The following is a 16,027-nucleotide window of genomic DNA, read 5'->3' on the forward strand; positions in this document are numbered from 1 at the left end:
CAAAGTATTCAAAAAATAGCGCTTCGCATTGTATGCACTACCTAATTAACTTTGCTTTATACTATTTGTTTTCCAATATTATGCGATTATACCCCGATTCAGCAGCATTTCAATTAGAGTTTGAAGCAATCCAGCAATTACTGGTTCATTTCTGTAAAACAGCATATGCCGGCCAAAAAGCAGCAGCATTACGTATTCATACAAAAAAAGATTTTATTGTGTTAGAACTGCAACAGGCTTATGAATTTAAATTACTGTTGCAACAAAACCAATATTTCCCTATTGATTGTACGGCCAATTTGCAAAGGGAAATAAAATTATTGGGCATTAGCGGGGCTACTTTATCGGGAGAAGAATTGATACAAATTAAACTGCTGGCTCAAAATATACAATCTGTTTTTCGCTGGTTCGATACAGAACGAAGAGTAGCTTATCCGGGTTTGGCGAAAGTAATTGAACAAAGCTATTTTGAAAAAAACATCATTGAATATATTGATGAAATTTTAGATGATGCAGGTAACGTAAAAGACAATGCCAGCGATGATTTACAAAGTATTCGACTACGATTATATAAAAAAAGAAACGAATTGCGAAGAGTGTTTGATAAAGTGCTGCAAAAACTATCAAAAGCAGGATATACGGCTGATATTGAAGAAAGTTTTAGCAGTGGCAGAAGGGTAGTGGCTATATTTTCAGAACATAAGCGCCAAATAAAAGGTATTTTACATGGCGAAAGTGACAGCAGAAAAACCACTTTTATTGAGCCCGAAGAAACCATTGAATTAAACAATGAAGTATACAGTTTAGAAAATGATGAGCGGGCAGAGGTACAACGTATCTTAAAAGCTTTAACTGCTAAACTAAGTACATATGCACCCTTGCTTTCCAATTACCTGCATCTGATAGGAATGTTTGATTTTATTAGAGCCAAAGCATTATTAGCAATGGATATAAAAGGTGAAATGCCTGATATTGTTGATAAATCAATGCTGGATTTGAAAGCAGCCTATCATCCTATTTTGTTTTTAAACAATCAAAAAAATAAAAAAAACACCATACCGGTTTCTATACAATTAAATGATGAAAACAGAATTTTAATTATCAGCGGGCCAAATGCCGGCGGTAAAACCGTTACTATGAAAACGGTTGGACTGATACAGCTAATGGTACAAAGTGGTTTATTGGTTCCGGTACACCCACATTCACAAATTGGTATTTTTAAACAATTGTTTATTCACATTGGCGATACGCAAAGTATTGAATTTGAGCTGAGTACCTATTCATCCCACCTAATACACATGAAGCATTTCATTGAAATGGGGAATGGGCGTACTTTATTTTTTATTGATGAATTGGGCAGCGGCAGTGATCCCAATTTAGGTGGTGCATTTGCTGAGGTAATTATGGAAGAGCTTTGCCGCAAACATGCTATTGGAATTGTAACTACCCATTATCTGAATTTAAAAATAATGGGGAATAAAACGCCGGGCATCATCAATGGTGCAATGGCATTTGATGAAAAAAAATTGCAACCACTATATCAGTTAATGATAGGAAAACCCGGAAGTTCATACACCTTTTCAATTGCAGAAAGAATTGGTTTGCCTACTGCTTTAATAAACAGGGCAAGAAAATTGGTAGATCAACAACATTTTAAATTAGATAAACTGCTCAACAATACCGAGCAGCATTTACAGCAATTACATTCAGAAAAAAATGAATTGAAACAATTGATGAAAGAAAATGTTGTACTCAAAAAAGAATTGGAAACCACCATTAACAGAGAAAAACACCGGCAACAAATTGAGTTACTTAAACACCAAAACAAACTTTCGGAAGAGAAATTAGAATATCTCAAAAACATGGAACGCAAGTTAAAGCAGATTGTGCTTGACTATAAAAAAGCAGAAGATAAAAACGAGGTAATCCGCAATTTGAAACATTTGTTATTTCATAAAAACGAAGTAGCACAAACCAAACAAGTAAAAAAAATAACCCACCAGTATAAAGAAATTGAAACCAACATTTCTGAAGGCATGTTGGTAAAACTGAAAAAAAATTATCAGGTAGGAACGGTTAAAGAAATCAGGGGAAAAAGAGCCATTGTTCAGGTTGGACTTTTACCCATGAATATAGAACTGTCTGATTTGGTGCCCGTTGAAAAGCAGGCAGAACAGGAAAAAGATAAACCGGCAATAACACAAAAACAGCCAAAATTATAAATCTTTCAGCATCCAGATAGTACAATCCGTATGGCCGGATGCCCCCATTGCAGCATCTAAATACTTAAAGCCAAATTTTTCGTACACTGAAACTGCTTTGCTTAACTCAGGCATGGTTTCTAAATATACCTGATGGTAGCCCATTTCCTTTGCCTTCTGCAAACAGGTTCCAATCAAAAAACGTCCTGTGCCTTTACCTCTGGCATTTTTGTGTAAATACATTTTCACTAATTCACAAACACCTTCAGGTAATCCATTCGTTGGATAAATACCTGCACCTCCTAATATTTCGCCATTACTTTCTGCCACATAATAAATTGCATCTTTATTGGCAGTAAACATTTCGTATAAGTGATCGGTACTCTCATCAAAATAAACCGTTCCGGGTTTATTGGCATTAAACTCTTCTAAAGCATTTCTAATAATTTTTGCAAGTGCAACATTATCTTTTGGCTGAATAAAACGAATTATAATGTCCTGCATTTGTTATTTTCTCATTTGTTTAAAGAGGTTAATTAATGCATTGGTAGAGGAATCATGTGAAGCAACCGGTTTGTCATCTTTTAACTCCGGTAAAATTTTTCCTGCCAACTGTTTGCCCAATTCAACGCCCCATTGGTCAAAACTGAAAATATTCCAGATTACCCCCTGCACAAAAATTTTATGTTCATATAAAGCAATTAAACTTCCTAATGAGTAAGGTGTAATTTCTTTCAATAAGAACGAATTGGTGGGCTTATTTCCGGCAAAAACTTTAAAAGGCACTAACTTTTTAACTTCTTCTTCATTGGGTATTACTTTCATCAGTTCTTCTTTCACTTCAGCTTCGGTTTTACCATTCATTAAAGCTTCGGTTTGGGCAAAAAAGTTAGAAAGCAGTTTTGTATGATGATCGCCCAAAGGGTTATGGCTAATGGCCGGTGCAATAAAATCGCAGGGAATAAGCGGTGTACCCTGGTGAATGAGCTGGTAAAAAGCATGCTGACCATTGGTGCCCGGTTCACCCCAAATTACAGGGCCGGTAGCATAATTTACAGGATTGCCCATTCTGTCTACACTCTTACCATTGCTTTCCATATTGCCTTGCTGAAAATATGCCGGAAACCGATGCATGTATTGATCATATGGTAATATTGCTTCGCTTTGCGAACCAAAAAAATTGGTATACCAAATACCTAGCAAAGCCATAATAACAGGAATATTTTTTTCGAATTTTTCTGTTTTAAAATGCTCATCTACTGCAAAAGCACCTTTTAATAATTGTTCAAAATTTTCATAACCAACAGTAAGGGCAATCGATAATCCAATTGCGCTCCATAAAGAATATCGGCCGCCTACCCAATCCCAAAATTCAAACATATTGGCTTTATCAATACCGAATTGCATTACTTCTTTTTCATTGGTACTTAAAGCCACAAAATGTTTGGCTATATGCGCTTCATCTTTTGCATGTTGTAAAAACCAATCTCTTGCCGAATGAGCATTGGTCATGGTTTCCTGTGTAGTGAACGTTTTAGATGCAATTAAAAACAGGGTTTCATCGGGTGTTACATTTTTCAAAATTTCTACCAGCTGGGTAGCATCTACATTACTTACAAAATAGGCTTGAATACCCTCTATCCAATAAGGCTTTAATGCTTCTGTTACCATCACCGGACCTAAATCGCTGCCTCCAATGCCTATATTGACAATATATTTAATTTTTTTGCCGGAATAACCTTTCCAGTCACCACTATGTATTTGTTGACAGAAAGTTTTCATGTGATTCAATACCTTTCTTACTAAAGGCATTACATCTTTCCCATCCACCAAAATGGGTGTATCAGAAAAGTTACGAAGGGCAGTATGTAAAACAGACCGATGTTCTGTTTCATTAATTTTTAACCCGGCAAACATGGCATGAATGGCTTCTTTCAAATGGCATTCTTCTGCCAGTTGCAGCAATAGCTGCTGTGTTTTTTGGTTGATGATGTTTTTAGAATAGTCAAATAAAATATCTTGAAAACGGATTGAAAATTTTTCAAACCTTTCCTTATCGGCCGTAAATAAATCACGCATATGCCTACGATTCATTTCTTCATCGTGATGTTTTTTAAGCAAGAACCAGGCTTGGGTATTAGTAGGGTTTATTTTAGGTAACATAACGGTTAAATTTTATTCAGCAATATTGATTCTCTTCGATTACAATGAATTGATAACATCCATAGTTAATTGTACCATGGATGGATGGATATCTAAATGCAATACCATTCTTACCTGTGTTGGTGAAATGGCCATTACTTTAATATGGTGTTTTTCCATTATTTCAGCAAATGCCTTTGGTGTAAACCGGCCTTTTACTTCAAAAATGATAATATTGGTTTCAACCGGCATTATTTGCCCAACGAAATCTTTCCTCTGCAGGCAAGTGGCAATAGCCTGGGCATGTTCATGATCCTGAACCATTCTTTTCACATGATGGTCAAGTGCATAAATTCCCGCAGCAGCCAGATAGCCGGCCTGGCGCATTCCGCCACCAAAAACTTTTCTTACCCGTCTTGCTTTTTGAATGAAAGCATTGGTTCCTAATAAAACACTACCTACCGGTGTTCCTAAACCTTTGCTCAGGCAAATAGAGATGGAATCGAATAGCATACCATAGGTAGTGGGTACTTCATTGGTAGCCACCAAAGCATTAAACAAACGTGCTCCATCTAAATGAAGTGTAAGATGGTTGGATTCACAAATCCGTTTTATAGCGATAATTTCCTCTACTGAGTAACAGGCTCCACCGCCTCTGTTGCTGGTATTTTCAAGACTTACCAGCGTACTGACCGGTTTATGCACATCATTGGAATTAATGGCATCGGCAACCTGTTGCGCTGTTATTCTTCCTCTGTTTCCCTGTAATAACCGAACAGAAGCACCGCTATTGAATGCAATTCCGCCCCCTTCATACAGGTAAATGTGCGATAATGCATCGCATATTACCTCATCACCGGGTTGGGTGTGTACTTTAATGGCAATTTGGTTGGTCATGGTGCCACTGGGGCAAAATAATCCGGCTTCCATACCAAAAAGGGCTGCTGCTTTTTGTTCAAGCTCGTTAATGGAAGGGTCTTCTCCAAAAACATCATCTCCAACTTTGGCCGAAAACATGGCTTCTAACATAGCGGGAGTAGGCCGGGTAACCGTATCTGAGCGAAAATCAATAATAGATGGCATAGAATTGCGAAGATAAATGGGTTCAGATAAATTTTGATATTGGGCAGGGAGATTTAATTTTTTTTAAAAAAGCATTTTTTTCAGAAAACATTCGTTCAATAAGATGTTTTAACGTAAATTTGCACACTTTTGAAATTTATGAGGATAACTTTAACGCTACTATTGCAACCAAAATGCAACTTTTAGCGTCTATATGTCGTTAGTAAATAAATTGTAACTATATACTATGAGGCAGCTCAAAATTGCAACCCAGATTACCAACAGAGATTCTCAGGCCGTAGAAAAGTATCTGCAGGAAATTTCTAAAATTCCAATGATTACTCCCGAAGAGGAAACAACACTGGCCCAGAAAATTAAAATGGGTAATCAGAGAGCGCTCGACAAATTGGTGCAGGCCAATTTACGTTTTGTGGTATCTGTAGCTAAGCAGTACCAGCACCAAGGCCTATCACTTAGCGATTTGATTAACGAGGGTAACCTCGGCTTAATAAAAGCGGCGCAACGCTTTGATGAAACAAAAGGTTTCAAATTTATTTCTTATGCTGTGTGGTGGATTCGCCAATCGATACTACAGGCATTGGCAGAGCAGGGCAGATTAGTCCGCTTGCCTCAAAACAAAATTGGCACATACAATAAAGCCAATAAGGCTTATATGGCTTTTGAACAAGAGCATGAACGCGAACCTTCCACCGAAGAGCTGAGTGAAATTTTGGAAATGAGTGAAACTGAAATCAACAACATTTTCCAAAGCAACACCCGTCATACTTCGTTAGATGCACCGGTTCATGAAGCTGAAGATGTAGCAATGGGCGATTTACTGGAGGGTAGTGATGATACCGATGATGATGTGATGAAAGATTCTTTAAGAGAAGAAATCAGAAGGGTATTAAAATCACTCAGTCCACGTGAGGCTGAAATTGTGAACGCTTACTTTGGTTTAGATGGTGAAAATGGTGTAACTATTGAACAAATAGGCCAGAAATACGATCTTACCAAAGAACGCATCCGGCAAATTAAAGAAAGAGCGATTAAACGTTTACAAAAAGCCAGGTATAGCAATGCATTAAAAGCATACCTCGGTTAATCTCTCATAGCGTATTAAAAAACTCCCCCTGTTACTATGCAGGGGTTTTTTATTGGTTAACATTTCTCTGCTCTCACATTTCAACACTATCATTCCTTAACTTTGCAAAAATTTTTTAAGTATGGATAACGCACAATCAGAAAAAGTTCATGTATTAATAATAGGCTCAGGTCCAGCCGGTTATACTGCTGCCATTTATGCAGCAAGGGCAAATATGAAACCCGTTTTATATCAGGGCATACAACCAGGAGGTCAGTTAACCATTACTACAGAAGTTGAAAACTATCCGGGGTATCCGAATGGTGTACAGGGGCCGGATATGATGATTGATTTTGAAAAACAAGCCACTAGAATGGGTGCCGATATTCGTTATGGTATTGCCACCAAAGTTGATTTTGGTGTACAACCTTATAAAGTATGGATTGATGATGAAAAACTAATAGAAGCTGATGCAGTAATCATTTCAACCGGTGCCTCTGCAAAATGGTTGGGTTTGGAAAGCGAACAACGCTTAAATGGATACGGCGTAAGTGCCTGCGCAGTTTGTGATGGATTTTTCTTCAAAGGTAAAGAAGTAGCTATTGTAGGTGCGGGCGATACAGCAGCCGAAGAAGCATTGTATTTATCTAAACTTTGCACAACCGTACATATGATTGTACGCAGAGATCAGATGCGTGCCAGCAAAATAATGCAGGAAAGAGTTTTGAATACCACTAATATCAAAATTTACTGGAATAGTGAAACAGACGAGATATTAGGCGATAAAAAAGTAGAAGCCGTTCGTATTAAAAACCGTATTAACAATACAGCAGAAACTGTTCCCATCAATGGTTTCTTCGTTGCAATTGGTCACCAGCCGAACAGTGACATTTTTAAACCCTGGATTCATATGGATGAAACAGGCTATATTCAAACCATTCCCGGTACTACCAAAACCAATTTGGAAGGCGTATTTGCCGCAGGTGATGTGCAGGATAAAAATTATCGCCAGGCAGTTACGGCTGCAGGTTCAGGTTGCATGGCTGCATTGGATGCAGAGCGTTATTTAAGTACAAAAGGCCTTGTTTAAACATAAAATATGCTGTCAATTTACCTGAATAATGTGGTTTTCTGGGCATACCACGGTTTATACAAAGAAGAAAAGATAACTGGAAATGAGTTTGAAGTAAACCTTAGGGTTGATTATAATGCATCCAGACCGGCTTCATTTCAAAGTATTCATGATACCATTAACTATGTTGCATTATTTAAAATAGTGCAACATAGAATGGAAAAAGCCACACCCTTATTAGAAGCTATTGCATTGGACATTGCAACGGATATTTTATCTGAATTTGCAATGGCAGAGCGAGTTATAATTTCTATTAAAAAGTTAAATCCACCCATACCTGATTTTAAAGGTTCTGTAAGTGTTAGTTTTGAAATGGATCGCAACCACTTTAATCAGGCATCATAGCATGGCTTGAAAAAACTTACATATCGGAACCAATACATTCATTAGCAGATATGAAAAAAATTAGAATATTTTCAACAGCTATCTTTCTTTTGGCTGCACTGTTTGTTCAATATGCCGCTGCTCAGAATCTCCCATTATTATTTAAACAAGCCACCAATGCAGAAATTAATTTAAATGAACAGCAGGCTTTAGATATTTATAAGAAAATTCTGGTGATTGCTCCTGACAATCTCAATGCTTTGGTAAAAGCCACCGAGCTAAGTTGTTCTACCGGCGAACGATTACCTATTGCGAATGATAAACGCATTACCTTTCAATCGGCACTAGCATATGCTCAACGCGCTGTTGCAACACATCCGGAAGCTGCAGAAAGCTATTATGCACTTGCTTTGGCTTCCGCTAAAATGACGGAAGTAGAAAAAGATCGAAAACTTTTAGTTCAATATGTAAAAGACATAAAAACCAATGCCGATAAAGCATTAAACATCAATCCCAATTTAGGTATGGCCAATTTTGTAGAAGGCCGTTGGCATTATGAAATGAATAATTTGAACTGGGCTAAAAAATTAGCATTAAAAACCATGTATCCGGGTGGTATTCCACCCACCAGCTACGATTCAGCCATTGTATATTTAGAAAAATGCAGACAAACACAGCCCTACTATGTTATGAATTATCTCATACTGGCGAAGAGTTATCAGGCCAATAACAATCCCTCCAAAGCCATTGAAGTGTTAAAGCAATTGGTAAAATTGCCTGTTAGAACGCCGGATGATGCTGCTCTGAAAACAGAAGGCCAAAAAATATTGGATTCGCTGGAATAATAAGAAGGTTGCTCAACTAAAATTGCTTTTGCTGCCAGCTGCCTTTTTTAATGTACCAATAAGAGGGGATAAACAGTAATATCCAGTACACCCATTCACTTCCCCAACCAACGGTAATGGGTAAATGCCATTTTTCCAATATAAAATAACTGTACAGACAATACATGATGATGGCAAAAAACTCAATCAGCAGATTTACCTGGGTACTACCGGTTCCGGTAACGGCATTTAACCAAATAGTAGATACCGACATCAGTACCAATGCAGTAGAAACCACCCGTAAAACAGGAATGGCATGCGTAATAAAATCATTACCCTGGCCATAAAATGATAAAAATAATGTGGGAAAAATATTGATGATGATGCAAATACTACCTGCAAACAAACCAGACAGTTTCATAATTTTAATGATTAAGCCTTCTACTTTTATGTGCAAACCCTGGCCAATAATGTTACTAACCATTGTATTGGCAGCTGCTGCAAAAGCCCAGGTAAAGCATCCAAAAAAGCCAAAAATGTTGCGCATAATATTTGAAATAGCCAAATCCATTGAGCCATGGTGTTCAATTAAAATATAAAAAAACTCCCAGCTTACAATACTTAAACAGAATTGGGCTATAAGTGGTGCAGATAATCGTAAAATTAATGTAATATTATTTTTGTCAAATTCCCACGATTTAAAAAGTTGCAACTGCCTGTCAATTCCTTTTTTCCGAATAACAAAATAAATAGCCATTAATCCGGTAAACTCAGCAATAATGGAAGAGTAGGCGGCTCCATCAAACCCTAAATTGGGGAATCCCCATTTTCCATAAATCAAAACATAATCAAAAAATACATTGGCAATCGATTCTGCAGCAGTGCCAATAATTAAATATTTACTTTGATTGGTGCCCACCAATACAGCATTTCGTAATTGGTATAGGTATAAAAAAATAAGCCCGAAAATCCGGATACGCAAAAATTTTACAGCCATGCTAACATGCAGTGGATTGCTAAGTGTATGCTCTAAAATTACCGGTACCAAAAACCAGGTAATTAATATTCCTAAAAAGGCTAAAACAAATGAAATTCTAACACCTTGAGCAAATAAATTACCAATGGCTTCAATTTTATTTTCGCCGGCACGTCTGGCAATAATGGCCTGCATTCCATTATTTAAACCAATGCCTATTACTGCAAAAATTAAGTAATATACACCTGTAATACCAGCTACAGCAAGCGGCTGTTCGCCCAAATGCCCTAAAAATACATTGTTGATAATAAAATTTAACTGCGGTACCAAAGTGGCGGCAGCAATGGGTAATGCAATTTTTAATATTTGTTGATTAGAAGTTGTTACCCGATAATCGGCAGTAACAATAGCAGGCTCACTCATATTCATTGCAAATCTACAGTTTTGTTGATATTCGATTTAGACATTCTGAATGTATTCTTTTTTAAACAGTAATTGTATATTTGAACAATGGTCGAAAAAGAAATCAGTCAATACAGCCTTAACAGAGGGGAGCAGCCGGCTATAGAAAAGCAGCTCACTATTGAAGTAGGTTTGCATTATATCGCTTTAACTGAAACATCAATTGAATCTGCCTCTATTAGTGCGTTGGAATTATTTACTTTTCAAAAAATAGAAAGCGACTGGTATTTTATTTTTCAGGAAGTTCGCTTACAATCCATTTTATTTGATTTACCCTACCACACCAAACAAATATTTTTAAATGGATTTGAGCAAACCATTATTCCTGAAAATTTGTATTCTGAATCTGCTGCTCAATCTTCATTAGAGTTGTTGTTTGGATGGAGTAATATGGAGATGAATACCGATGCCATAACATTACCTGAAACCAACTTGTATATTGCCTGTCAAATTCCGCAAAGTCTGCAACAAATGCTGGCAGGTACCTTTTCAGATACACCTGTTTACAATAGTTTGGGTAAACAAATTCAGCTTGCATTTCAAAGGGCAACCAGCTTTTCAAATTATTGGCTCATTTACTTTTATCCGGGTAGTTTTTCAATTGTAAGTATACAACAGCAACAATTGCAAACGGCAGCGCATTTCAGTTATACCTGTGCTGATGATGTGGTTTATCAAATTGTTGCTTTATTGAATACCTATTCCAAACCCGAATTTGAACTGAAAGTAGAAATAAGTGGCATTATTAATGAAACAGATGAGGTTTATACTTCGTTACAAAAAATAATTCCTGACATGCAATGGCAGTGTGGTTTACCTGAACAGAAAATTTTAATTGAAAAAAACTATTATCCGTTACATTATTTACTACCTTTTTTTAATATTATTTTATGAGGATCATTTCAGGCCAATGGGGAGGAAGAAAAATTAAACCGCCTGCAAAAATGCCTTTTACCCGACCCACTACCGATATTGCCAAAGAAGGGCTTTTCAATATTTTACAAAACCGCATTAGTTTTGAGGGCATTCATACCTTAGATTTGTTTGGCGGTACCGGAGCCATTAGTTACGAACTGGCCAGCAGAGGTGCTGCATTGCTAACCATTATTGAAAAAGATCCTACAATGGCTGCTTTTATTCAAACAAACATGCAACAATTGGGAGCCCTACCCAATCAGTTTCAAATATTTAAACAAGATGTTTTTAGTTTTTTAAGTACCTGCACCGAACAATATCATTTTATTTTTGCAGGGCCGCCTTATGCTTTAGGCAATATCGATGATTTGCCGGCCATTATTGTAGCAAAAAAAATGATTCTGCCGGAAGGATATTTTGTGTTAGAACATACACCGCGTAATAACTATCAACATTTTAAAGGATACAGGTTTGAACGCAATTACGGCACCACCATTTTTTCTTTTTTTTCAATGGATGATGCAGATTGAGTAGTTGCTGTAAAAGAATTATTGATTCCGCAACATCTTCAAATACATTTTTTGAGTATAGTGTAGTTTTCATTTATGCAAACAAAATCAATTTTTATAACCGGTATTGGTACCGGGGTTGGTAAATCGGTAGTAAGTGCTATTGTAACAGAAGCATTACAGGCAGATTATTGGAAACCCATACAGGCAGGCCTTGACGATGGTACCGATGCAGCTACCATTCAACAATTAATTTCAAATACAGCTACTCAAATTCATAAAGAGGCCTATGTATTAAAAATGCCGGCTTCACCTCATATTGCTGCAGCTGCCGAAAATAAAATTCTGGAAATAAATAACATCCAAAATGCCATGCCCAAAACCAATAATCCATACCTGATTATTGAAGGAGCCGGCGGATTAATGGTTCCCATTAATCACCATCAATTTATGGCAGATGTTATAAAAGCACTTAAGGAACCGGTAATTTTAGTAAGTAGAAATTATTTAGGCAGTATTAATCACTCCTTATTAACGGCACTGGTGTGTAAACAATATAACCTGCCTGTTGTAGGCTGGGTTTTTAACGATCATTATTTGCAATATGAACAGGAAATTGTAAACTGGTCAGGTTTTCCTTATATTGGCAGTATCCCATTTACAGAAAAACCCAACCGGCAGTTTGTATTGGAGCAGGCAACAAAAATTAAAGAGCGATTGATTGAATTATTATGACCAAGTTAGAACTAAGAAATTTGTATTTACAAAAACGAAAATCAATTCCTGAAAAAGAGAAATTGATTGGAGAAGATTTAATGTTGCTGCAATTACAACAACTAAATTTTAACCACATACATTATGTATTGAGTTATTGGCCATTAGCAACCACCAATGAGCCCAATACACATTTATTTACGGGATATCTGAAACATTTTTATCCCAATATACGCATTGCCTATCCGGTTACCAATACAACCAACCACACCATGCAGGCAATATTAACAAATGAACATACCCAATTTGCCACAAACAAGTGGGGTATTTATGAACCAACGGAAGGGGATTTGTTAGTACCGGAAAGGATTGATTTAGTTTTTGTTCCACTAATTATCTGCGATAGGGCGGGTTACAGAGTAGGTTACGGCAAAGGATTTTACGACAGATTTTTAACAGATTGCCGCAAAAATGTTGTTACAATTGGCTTTTCTTATTTTGATCCCATAACTAAAATAAGCGATACCCAATCTTTTGATGTACCTTTAAATTATTGTATTACTCCCCAGAACAGATATGAATTTTAATGCTTTCTTTCTAAAATCATTCAGGGTATTGCTTTTACCCTTTGCTATTGTGTATGGTGCAGTTGTTTTTATCAGAAACAGAATGTATGATAAAGGAATTTTTCAGGAAACAACATTTAATTTTCCGATCATTTGTATTGGCAATATTGCAGTAGGTGGTACCGGTAAATCGCCAATGGTTGAATATTTGCTTACATTTTTGCAACCCCGCTTTAAAATAGCTACGCTAAGTCGCGGCTACAAACGTAAAACCAAGGGTTATGCTTTAGCCAATGAAAACACAACTGCATTAGAAATTGGAGATGAGCCGATGCAGTTTCATTTAAAATTTCCAAACGTGCCTGTAGCAGTAGGCGAGGAGCGTTTGATAGCTATTCCACAATTACTGCATGATGTACCCGATTTGCAAGCCATCATTCTGGATGATGCTTTTCAACACAGAGCTGTGAAAGCAGGTATAAACATTGTATTAACTGAATATAATAATCTGTACATATACGACTTTTTTTTACCTACCGGCGATTTGCGAGATGAATGGGGTTCGGTTAAACGTGCGGATATTATTATTGTAACAAAATGTCCTTCTGATTTGTCGGTTGAAAAAAAACAAAAATTATTACGTAACCTGCATCCATTACCCAAACAACAGGTATACTTTACTGCTATTGAATATGGAATTCCTTATCATATTTCACAGCACACAAAAAGGTCTATAACAGATAAAGATGAAATATTGTTGGTTTGTGGAATTGCCAATCCAAAACCGTTAAAAGACTATTTGGTGCAACGAGCCGCCACCTATTATCAAAAAAACTATACCGATCATCATATTTTTACCATCGATGATCTAAGGGAAATTATCGAAAAATTCAAATCAATTGATGTTCCTCAAAAAATGATTCTAACAACAGAGAAAGATGCAGTACGCCTCACTAAATTCAAACAAGAATTAGTAGATTTACCATTATATGTACTTCCCATCCGTCATCAATTTTTGTTTCATGAAGCCGCATTATTCGAATCTGCCATTGTGAATTACATTATAAATTTTAGCAACAACAAAAAAAATGAGTAAACAAAAAAATAAGAAACATAGTACCACAAAACATACCCATAAAGCATTATTAGAAACAGGCGTTTTAGAAATAACCAGAAGCGGTATTGGTTATGTGGTAATTGCAAACGGAACCGGTGATATATTAGTACGGCAAGGAAATTTTAACACAGCGCTTCATGGAGATACTGTAACAGTAAAAGTGATTAAAGAAAGTAGTACTACGAAAAAAAAAGAAGGAAGAATTGTGGATGTTTTAGAAAGAAGGCAAACAGAATTTGTAGGTCACCTGCAATTATCAACTAATTTTGCTTTTTTTATCCCGGATACAGAAAGGCCAATGCCCGATATTTTTATACCATTAGATAAGCTAAACGGAGCAAAACATAAAGAAAAAGTAATTGCCCGATTAGTAAAATGGGATAAAGACGATAGAAAGCCGGTTGGTGAAATTGTCAGTATTCTATCATCGGAAGATGAAAACGATGCTGCCATGAAAGATATTCTGGCACAGTCGGGCTTCCCTCTTTCATTTGATAAAACTGTATTGCAAGAAGCAGCCAGTCTTCCGGTAGTATTAGATAAAAAAGAAATTGAAAGTAGACGAGATTGTAGAGATATTTTAACCTTCACCATCGATCCCGTTGATGCAAAAGATTTTGATGATGCCATATCTATCAAAAAAATAAAAAATAATCTTTATGAAATTGGTATACACATTGCCGATGTAAGTTATTATGTAGTGCCTGAAAGTATTTTAGATGAAGAGGCTTATAAAAGAGCTACCTCCGTTTATCTGCCCGATAGAGTAAACCCAATGTTACCCGAAAAAATTTCGAATGAATTGTGTTCACTCCGTCCGCATGAAGATAAATTTACTTTTTCTGCAATTTTTGAAATTACTGCTGCAGGTGAAGTAAAAAACCATTGGATTGGCAGAACAGTTATCCATTCTAACCATCGCTTTACTTATGAAGATGTTCAAAGTATTATTGAAAATGAAGAGGGATTGTATGCAGAACAAATTTTATTACTAAATACCATAGCTCAAAAATGGCGAAAACAAAGGTTTCAAAAAGGCGCCATTAATTTTTCATCACAAGAAGTGCGTTTTATTTTAGACGAAAAAGGGAAACCCATCGGTATTACAGTTAAAGAAAGTAAAGAAGCCCATCAGTTGGTAGAAGAATGTATGTTATTGGCGAATAAAACAGTAGCTGAATTTGTTGCCCACACAAAAGTAAAAGATGATAAAGAAATTCCGTTTCCTTATCGCGTACACGACAAACCTAATGAAGATAAATTAACACCTTTTATCGCCTTTGCAAGAAAATATGGTCACCAATTCAATACTTCAACTCCCGAAAAAATAGCACAGAGTTTTAACGATATGCTAAAGGCAGTGCAAGGCTTACCTGAACAACATGTATTAGAGCAACTGGGTATTAGAACGATGTCGAAAGCTATTTACACCGAAAACAATATTGGCCATTACGGATTAGGCTTTACGTATTATTGCCATTTCACTTCTCCCATACGCCGTTATCCCGATGTGTTGGTACATAGAGTAGTAGCATCCATACTAAGAAAAAAACCATTACTGGATAAAAAAATGGAAGAAAAATGCAAACATTGCAGTGAAAGAGAACGAGCTGCAATGGATTGCGAAAGAGCCGGCAATAAATACAAACAGGTTGAATTTATGAAAGAACGATTGGGTGAAACTTTTGAGGGGATAGTGAGTGGTGTAGCCGGTTTTGGTTTCTGGGTAGAAACAGTTGAACACAAATGCGAAGGTTTGGTAACCATAGTAAGTTTGAATGATTATGATGAATTTAGACTGGTTGAAGCAGATTATGCTTTAGTGGGTAGAAGAAGTGGCCGGCAATTTAGAATGGGGGATAAAGTAACAATTAAAGTAGTAGCTGCTAATTTAGAAAAAAGACAATTAGATTATGAGTGGGTACCAGGTAGTGAGGTAAAAGCAGGCAAGGGTTTGGGAAGAAAAGTAGTAAAAGCCAAAAAAAGGAAATAGAAATAT

The 16,027-nt window shown here is 36.5% G+C and carries 15 protein-coding genes; 11 read left to right on the top strand and 4 right to left on the bottom strand.

Features of this window, described 5'->3' with window-relative positions:
* The first annotated feature begins 80 nt into the window (after window positions 1-80).
* Window positions 81-2,222, top strand: a complete 2,142-nt coding sequence (locus AC3QLY_RS13280) for an endonuclease MutS2 (protein ID WP_074419185.1) — start codon at window positions 81-83, stop codon at window positions 2,220-2,222.
* Here AC3QLY_RS13280 and AC3QLY_RS13285 read toward each other — a convergent pair.
* From AC3QLY_RS13285 to AC3QLY_RS13295, 3 genes are read right to left on the bottom strand one after another with little or no spacing between them, the layout of a single operon-like run.
* Window positions 2,217-2,705: a GNAT family N-acetyltransferase gene (locus AC3QLY_RS13285; protein ID WP_074419174.1), complete on the bottom strand. Its 489-nt coding sequence runs from the start codon at window positions 2,703-2,705 to the stop codon at window positions 2,217-2,219. The two genes, AC3QLY_RS13280 and AC3QLY_RS13285, sit on opposite strands and share 6 nt — an antisense overlap.
* 3 nt (window positions 2,706-2,708) lie before the next feature.
* Window positions 2,709-4,364: a glucose-6-phosphate isomerase gene (gene pgi / locus AC3QLY_RS13290; RefSeq protein ID WP_288071789.1), complete on the bottom strand. Its 1,656-nt coding sequence runs from the start codon at window positions 4,362-4,364 to the stop codon at window positions 2,709-2,711.
* Window positions 4,365-4,403: 39 nt separating this feature from the next.
* A complete protein-coding gene (locus AC3QLY_RS13295) occupies window positions 4,404-5,426 on the bottom strand; it encodes a threonine aldolase family protein (RefSeq protein WP_492989861.1) in 1,023 nt (340 codons plus the stop codon).
* 226 nt (window positions 5,427-5,652) lie between these two features.
* Between AC3QLY_RS13295 and AC3QLY_RS13300 the strand changes: the two genes are divergently transcribed.
* The 4 genes from AC3QLY_RS13300 (at window position 5,653) to AC3QLY_RS13315 (ending at window position 8,790) form a co-directional block, all read left to right on the top strand.
* Complete coding sequence (locus AC3QLY_RS13300; protein WP_068247969.1) at window positions 5,653-6,510, top strand: sigma-70 family RNA polymerase sigma factor; 858 nt, start codon at window positions 5,653-5,655, stop codon at window positions 6,508-6,510.
* A gap of 121 nt (window positions 6,511-6,631) precedes the next feature.
* Complete coding sequence (gene trxB / locus AC3QLY_RS13305; protein ID WP_492989862.1) at window positions 6,632-7,579, top strand: thioredoxin-disulfide reductase; 948 nt, start codon at window positions 6,632-6,634, stop codon at window positions 7,577-7,579.
* Window positions 7,580-7,588: 9 nt separating this feature from the next.
* Window positions 7,589-7,966 carry a dihydroneopterin aldolase gene (gene folB, locus AC3QLY_RS13310; protein WP_074419170.1) on the top strand — a complete coding sequence of 126 codons (378 nt, stop codon included), beginning with the start codon at window positions 7,589-7,591 and terminating at the stop codon, window positions 7,964-7,966.
* Window positions 7,967-8,016: 50 nt separating this feature from the next.
* Window positions 8,017-8,790: a tetratricopeptide repeat protein gene (locus AC3QLY_RS13315; RefSeq protein ID WP_074419169.1), complete on the top strand. Its 774-nt coding sequence runs from the start codon at window positions 8,017-8,019 to the stop codon at window positions 8,788-8,790.
* Between the two features lie 16 nt (window positions 8,791-8,806).
* On the opposite strand, the gene AC3QLY_RS13320 is transcribed toward AC3QLY_RS13315, so the two are convergent.
* Window positions 8,807-10,174: an MATE family efflux transporter gene (locus AC3QLY_RS13320; RefSeq protein WP_492989863.1), complete on the bottom strand. Its 1,368-nt coding sequence runs from the start codon at window positions 10,172-10,174 to the stop codon at window positions 8,807-8,809.
* 81 nt (window positions 10,175-10,255) lie between these two features.
* Here AC3QLY_RS13320 and AC3QLY_RS13325 point away from each other — a divergent pair, with 81 nt between their 5' ends.
* From AC3QLY_RS13325 to rnr, 6 genes are all read left to right on the top strand, one after another.
* Entirely contained in the window at window positions 10,256-11,101 is an 846-nt protein-coding gene (locus AC3QLY_RS13325) for a DUF3822 family protein (RefSeq protein ID WP_288071786.1), read from the top strand.
* Window positions 11,098-11,652, top strand: a complete 555-nt coding sequence (locus AC3QLY_RS13330; RefSeq protein WP_288096564.1) for an RsmD family RNA methyltransferase — start codon at window positions 11,098-11,100, stop codon at window positions 11,650-11,652. Before AC3QLY_RS13325 ends, AC3QLY_RS13330 begins: the two co-directional genes overlap by 4 nt.
* A gap of 75 nt (window positions 11,653-11,727) precedes the next feature.
* Entirely contained in the window at window positions 11,728-12,366 is a 639-nt protein-coding gene (bioD, locus tag AC3QLY_RS13335) for a dethiobiotin synthase (protein WP_074419165.1), read from the top strand.
* Window positions 12,363-12,932: a 5-formyltetrahydrofolate cyclo-ligase gene (locus tag AC3QLY_RS13340; RefSeq protein WP_074419164.1), complete on the top strand. Its 570-nt coding sequence runs from the start codon at window positions 12,363-12,365 to the stop codon at window positions 12,930-12,932. The genes bioD and AC3QLY_RS13340 overlap by 4 nt, the downstream gene beginning before the upstream one ends.
* Window positions 12,922-14,007, top strand: a complete 1,086-nt coding sequence (lpxK, locus tag AC3QLY_RS13345) for a tetraacyldisaccharide 4'-kinase (RefSeq protein WP_074419163.1) — start codon at window positions 12,922-12,924, stop codon at window positions 14,005-14,007. The genes AC3QLY_RS13340 and lpxK overlap by 11 nt, the downstream gene beginning before the upstream one ends.
* The gene (gene rnr / locus AC3QLY_RS13350) at window positions 14,000-16,021 is read left to right on the top strand and encodes a ribonuclease R (protein ID WP_074419162.1); all 2,022 of its coding nucleotides are present in this window, start codon (window positions 14,000-14,002) and stop codon (window positions 16,019-16,021) included. Before lpxK ends, rnr begins: the two co-directional genes overlap by 8 nt.
* Window positions 16,022-16,027 lie beyond the last annotated feature (6 nt).

It is taken from the genome of Hydrotalea sp. GW822-HT8A01 (genome assembly GCF_058798575.1).

What these genes read in the sequence shown, in the direction of transcription:
- AC3QLY_RS13280 (WP_074419185.1), top strand. Translation starts at nt 81, where the DNA reads ATGCGATTATACCCCGATTCAGCAGCATTTCAATTAGAGTTTGAAGCA.
- AC3QLY_RS13285 (WP_074419174.1), bottom strand. Translation starts at nt 2,705, where the DNA reads ATGCAGGACATTATAATTCGTTTTATTCAGCCAAAAGATAATGTTGCA.
- pgi (WP_288071789.1), bottom strand. Translation starts at nt 4,364, where the DNA reads ATGTTACCTAAAATAAACCCTACTAATACCCAAGCCTGGTTCTTGCTT.
- AC3QLY_RS13295 (WP_492989861.1), bottom strand. Translation starts at nt 5,426, where the DNA reads ATGCCATCTATTATTGATTTTCGCTCAGATACGGTTACCCGGCCTACT.
- AC3QLY_RS13300 (WP_068247969.1), top strand. Translation starts at nt 5,653, where the DNA reads ATGAGGCAGCTCAAAATTGCAACCCAGATTACCAACAGAGATTCTCAG.
- trxB (WP_492989862.1), top strand. Translation starts at nt 6,632, where the DNA reads ATGGATAACGCACAATCAGAAAAAGTTCATGTATTAATAATAGGCTCA.
- folB (WP_074419170.1), top strand. Translation starts at nt 7,589, where the DNA reads ATGCTGTCAATTTACCTGAATAATGTGGTTTTCTGGGCATACCACGGT.
- AC3QLY_RS13315 (WP_074419169.1), top strand. Translation starts at nt 8,017, where the DNA reads ATGAAAAAAATTAGAATATTTTCAACAGCTATCTTTCTTTTGGCTGCA.
- AC3QLY_RS13320 (WP_492989863.1), bottom strand. Translation starts at nt 10,174, where the DNA reads ATGAATATGAGTGAGCCTGCTATTGTTACTGCCGATTATCGGGTAACA.
- AC3QLY_RS13325 (WP_288071786.1), top strand. Translation starts at nt 10,256, where the DNA reads ATGGTCGAAAAAGAAATCAGTCAATACAGCCTTAACAGAGGGGAGCAG.
- AC3QLY_RS13330 (WP_288096564.1), top strand. Translation starts at nt 11,098, where the DNA reads ATGAGGATCATTTCAGGCCAATGGGGAGGAAGAAAAATTAAACCGCCT.
- bioD (WP_074419165.1), top strand. Translation starts at nt 11,728, where the DNA reads ATGCAAACAAAATCAATTTTTATAACCGGTATTGGTACCGGGGTTGGT.
- AC3QLY_RS13340 (WP_074419164.1), top strand. Translation starts at nt 12,363, where the DNA reads ATGACCAAGTTAGAACTAAGAAATTTGTATTTACAAAAACGAAAATCA.
- lpxK (WP_074419163.1), top strand. Translation starts at nt 12,922, where the DNA reads ATGAATTTTAATGCTTTCTTTCTAAAATCATTCAGGGTATTGCTTTTA.
- rnr (WP_074419162.1), top strand. Translation starts at nt 14,000, where the DNA reads ATGAGTAAACAAAAAAATAAGAAACATAGTACCACAAAACATACCCAT.